Origin of the sequence: Parvibaculum sp. (genome assembly GCF_040882025.1) — a bacterium.
In the GTDB taxonomy this organism is placed as follows: Bacteria; Pseudomonadota; Alphaproteobacteria; order Parvibaculales; family Parvibaculaceae; genus Parvibaculum.
Map to the genome: position 1 here is coordinate 1 of NZ_JBBECC010000118.1, position 3,721 is coordinate 3,721.

Sequence of the window (3,721 nt, forward strand, 5' to 3'; positions counted from 1 at the left end):
GGCTGCTGCCTTCGCGGCGCTTGGCGAGTATCTTGGTTTCAGCAAGGAGCTCGGCGGGTTGATTGCGGGTGTGGCACTCGCCTCGACGCCGTTTCGCGAAGCCATCGGTTCACGGCTAACAAGCCTGCGCGATTTCCTGTTGGTGTTTTTCTTTATCTCCCTTGGCTCGCATCTCGATCTGCGCGTCGTCGGCGATGCCGTCGCGCCGGCGCTGCTGCTGTCGCTTTTTGTGCTGATCGGCAATCCTCTGATTGTGATGATCATCATGGGGCTGATGGGTTACCGAAAGCGCACGGGTTTTCTTGCCGGTCTGACAGTGGCGCAAATCAGCGAGTTTTCGCTGATCTTCATCGCACTGGGGCTCGGGCTCGGTCACGTGAATGAGGATGCGGTCGGTCTTGTGACGCTTGTCGGTGTCATCACAATCGGTTTGTCGACCTATATGATCCTTTATTCCCAACCGCTCTATACGTTTATCGAGCCGTATCTCGGTATTTTCGAGCGAAAAATTGCGCATCGCGAAGAGTTGATTTCCGACGGCAAGTCTGCCGCCCGGTATGACATCATCCTTTTCGGCCTCGGCCGATACGGGCGCTCGCTTTATGCGGGGTTCCGAGAACGAGGCCTCAGTGTGCTTGGCGTCGATTTCGACCCCGATGTGATCCGGGACTGGGGCCACAGCGGCGCGAACGTCATGTATGGCGACCTGTTCGACCCGGATATGCACGAATCGCTTCCGCTCGGCGCGGCGCGATACGTCATCATCGCGGTGCCGCCGCATGAAATCGGGATCACGCATCAGGATCCGCGCGTGGCGCTTGTCGAGGAAATCAGAGGCCGCGGCTTCGCCGGACATATAGCCGCCATCGCGCGCAACGATGCCGACGGTGTGATGCTGAAATCGAAAGGTGTGGATACGACGCTGAGGCCATTCTCGGATGCCGCCGAACGCGCCATCGAGAGACTGCTTGACAATCCAGCCACGGCCATCAGTTAGCGTGCGGTCAGGCTCGTCTGCTATCTGCGCGACGGATCGCCGGTGCCGACATCCGGAATGCCCGCGCCGGGCGCGTTGTAGCGGCCCAGATTGCCGAAGAGCTGCCCGAGTACCGTCAGCTCTTTGCCGCGCGTGGGTGTGGTGCGATCGACAAAATTGACGATTTGCCCGTCTTCAAGGCCGTAATAGGCGACTTCCTGAACAACGTCGGTCTTTTCGAAATAGACGGCGGCAACGGCGCGGTCGACTTCTTGCGGAGGATAAAAAGCGACGGTTTCGAATTTGCTCGAAATATAGTACCAAGCCTCGCCGTCGACTGCGGATGTCGTCGAGGGGGACCCCATGATCGTGCGGACCTGTTCCTTGCTCGTTATGCCCGCCTCGATCTTTGTCAAATCGTTGGGATCGAAGATATAGCCGCGCTCTTCCTTGACCGGTGCGCAGGCAGCCAGCGCCGCTCCCGCCACTACCAGGCTGGCGGCGACCATGGTCGTCCGGACGGTTCGGCGCAAACGCGGCGGTGTCATGATGAGGCTCCTTGGACCGAAAGTTCTTACGTTGACCTACCCTTGTCGCCCGGTAAATTCAATCGACATATGCGGCCCGGGGCAAGCCGTGTGCCCATGGGCCGGAGCGAAACCATGATATGGAAACGAATTTTCGGGCGCCGCGACGGGGAGAACGAAGCATTTTCGTTGTATCGGACAGTCGTGACTCAGGCGCGTCTGCCTGCGTTCTACCTCCATGGCGGCGTTCCGGACACGGTCGAGGGCCGATTCGAGATGGTCTCGCTCCATGCTTTTCTCGTGCTGCGGAGGTTGCGCGCAGGTGGGGATGAGGGGCGGGCACGCGGTCAGCGGCTTTTCGATGTGCTTTTCGACGATATGGACCAGACCCTGCGCGAAATGGGGGTTGGCGATCTCTCGGTCGGAAAGAAGATCAAGGCCATGGCATCGTCTTTTTATGGGCGAATCGGCGCCTATGAGGAAGGGCTCCGTTCCGAGGGCGATGCGGTGTTGACCGATGCCCTGACCCGTAATGTCTTCGGGCAATCGGCCGCAACGGCCCATGCCGCGATGCTAGCGGGCTATGTTCGAAGGTGCGACGCCGCACTTGCCTCTCAGCCCGTCGGCGACATCGTGGCCGGGCGTGCCGTTTTCGTGACGCCGCCGGAGGAAACGGGTATCGCGGACGGGCTTGTTGCCGGGATTGAGTTGTGACGCATCAAGCTTCCTTCGCCGGTGCACCGGAGTTCGATCTCAAGCTGGCAGCGAAGGATGTACCTTCCAGCGGGATCACAATCGATTTCGACGTCGACGAAGGCACGCGTGCGGCGTTGGCGCGACGGTTTGGCATTCTCGAACTGCAACATCTGCGGGGAACGGCAAGCGTCCGGCCATTTCGCAAGCATGGATTGACCCTCGATTGCCGATTCGAAGCGGTGCTCACTCAGTCCTGCGTGGTGACGCTCGATCCCGTGATTCAGAAGGTCGACGAGAGCTTTACGCGGCATTGGCTGCCCGAGCATCTGATTGAGCCCGAGAGTAGCGCTGACGGGCGCGAGATACTGATTGAAGCCGAGGGCGAGGATGCGCCGGAGCCGATGACAGGCGGTGCGATTAACATTGGCGAGGCGGTTGCGGAGGCGCTGGCGCTGGCAATCGATCCTTATCCCCGCAAGCCGGGCGTGGCCTACAATACGCTGCCGGATGTTCCGGGCGCCGTTGCGGAAGAACGGCCGAACCCCTTTGCCGTGCTTGAGAAATTCAAGAAAAATGATTGAGTTGACACGATATCCGGCCATTTCCGGCTATTGTCTGGGGTCGGCAACCTTGTATCTTCTGGGCGCGCGCCGGCCGGCGACGGGCACGGGCATTCTGAAGGGGGCCTCCGGGTGACACGTGGATTGACGATAGCACTCGACGGCATGGGGGGAGATCATGGACCCGCCACCGTGATCGGTGGCGTGGAGGTCGCGTCGATCCGCCACCCCGATGTGCGTTTCCTCATTTATGGCGATGAAGCCGAAATCCGCTCCCTGCTGGAGAAGCATCCGCGTGTCGCCTCGGTGAGCGAGATCGTTCATACCGAAGTCGCTGTGTCGATGACGGACAAACCCAGTCAGGCGCTCCGGCGCGGCCGCAAGACGAGCAGCATGTGGCTTGCCATCGACGCGGTGAAGGAGGGCAGGGCGCAGGCCGCTGTCTCCGCCGGCAATACGGGCGCACTTATGGCGATGTCCAAAGTGATCCTCAAGACGATGCCGAATGTCGAGCGGCCGGCGTTGGCGGCGCTCTGGCCGACGGCGCGTGGCGAGAGCGTGGTGCTCGATCTGGGCGCGACGATCGGGCCGGATGCCGCTCAGCTTGTTCAGTTCGCCGTGATGGGGGAGGCCTTTGCGCGTGTGATCTTCAATCTGGAACGGCCGTCGGTCGGTTTGCTCAATATCGGCGAAGAGGAAGTCAAAGGCACTGAACAGGTGAAAGAGGCGGCGCAAATGCTGCGTGCCGCGCGGCTGCCGATGCAGTTCCACGGCTTCGTCGAGGGCGACGATATTGCGAAGGGAACGGTCGACGTGGTGGTGACGGACGGCTATACCGGCAACATTGCGCTGAAGACGGCGGAAGGCACCGTGCGTCTCGTCATGGAATATTTGCGTGCGGCCATAGGCCGTTCGATCATGGCGCGCATCGGCTATGTTTTTGCCCAAGGCGCTTTTCGCGC

Annotated in this window: 5 protein-coding genes; 4 read left to right on the forward strand and 1 reads right to left on the reverse strand. The window is 60.7% G+C overall.

Annotation, left to right across the window (positions count from 1 at the left end; all coding sequences use genetic code 11):
- A partial coding sequence (locus WEB61_RS08475) for a cation:proton antiporter (protein WP_368063900.1) occupies positions 1 to 997 on the forward strand: 997 nt, incomplete at its 5' end.
- 20 nt (positions 998 to 1,017) lie between these two features.
- Here the strand turns inward: WEB61_RS08475 and WEB61_RS08480 are convergent.
- The gene (locus tag WEB61_RS08480) at positions 1,018 to 1,524 is read right to left on the reverse strand and encodes an outer membrane protein assembly factor BamE (protein WP_368063901.1); all 507 of its coding nucleotides are present in this window, start codon (positions 1,522 to 1,524) and stop codon (positions 1,018 to 1,020) included.
- A gap of 183 nt (positions 1,525 to 1,707) precedes the next feature.
- On the opposite strand from WEB61_RS08480, the gene WEB61_RS08485 reads away from it, so the two are divergent.
- The 3 genes from WEB61_RS08485 to plsX form a co-directional block, all read left to right on the forward strand.
- Positions 1,708 to 2,217 (forward strand): ubiquinol-cytochrome C chaperone family protein, encoded by a 510-nt coding sequence (locus tag WEB61_RS08485; RefSeq protein ID WP_368063902.1) that lies wholly within the window; start codon positions 1,708 to 1,710, stop codon positions 2,215 to 2,217.
- A complete protein-coding gene (locus WEB61_RS08490) occupies positions 2,214 to 2,780 on the forward strand; it encodes a DUF177 domain-containing protein (RefSeq protein ID WP_368063903.1) in 567 nt (188 codons plus the stop codon). The genes WEB61_RS08485 and WEB61_RS08490 overlap by 4 nt, the downstream gene beginning before the upstream one ends.
- Positions 2,781 to 2,891: 111 nt before the next feature.
- On the forward strand, positions 2,892 to 3,721 hold an 830-nt coding region (plsX, locus tag WEB61_RS08495; RefSeq protein WP_368063904.1), incomplete at its 3' end, for a phosphate acyltransferase PlsX.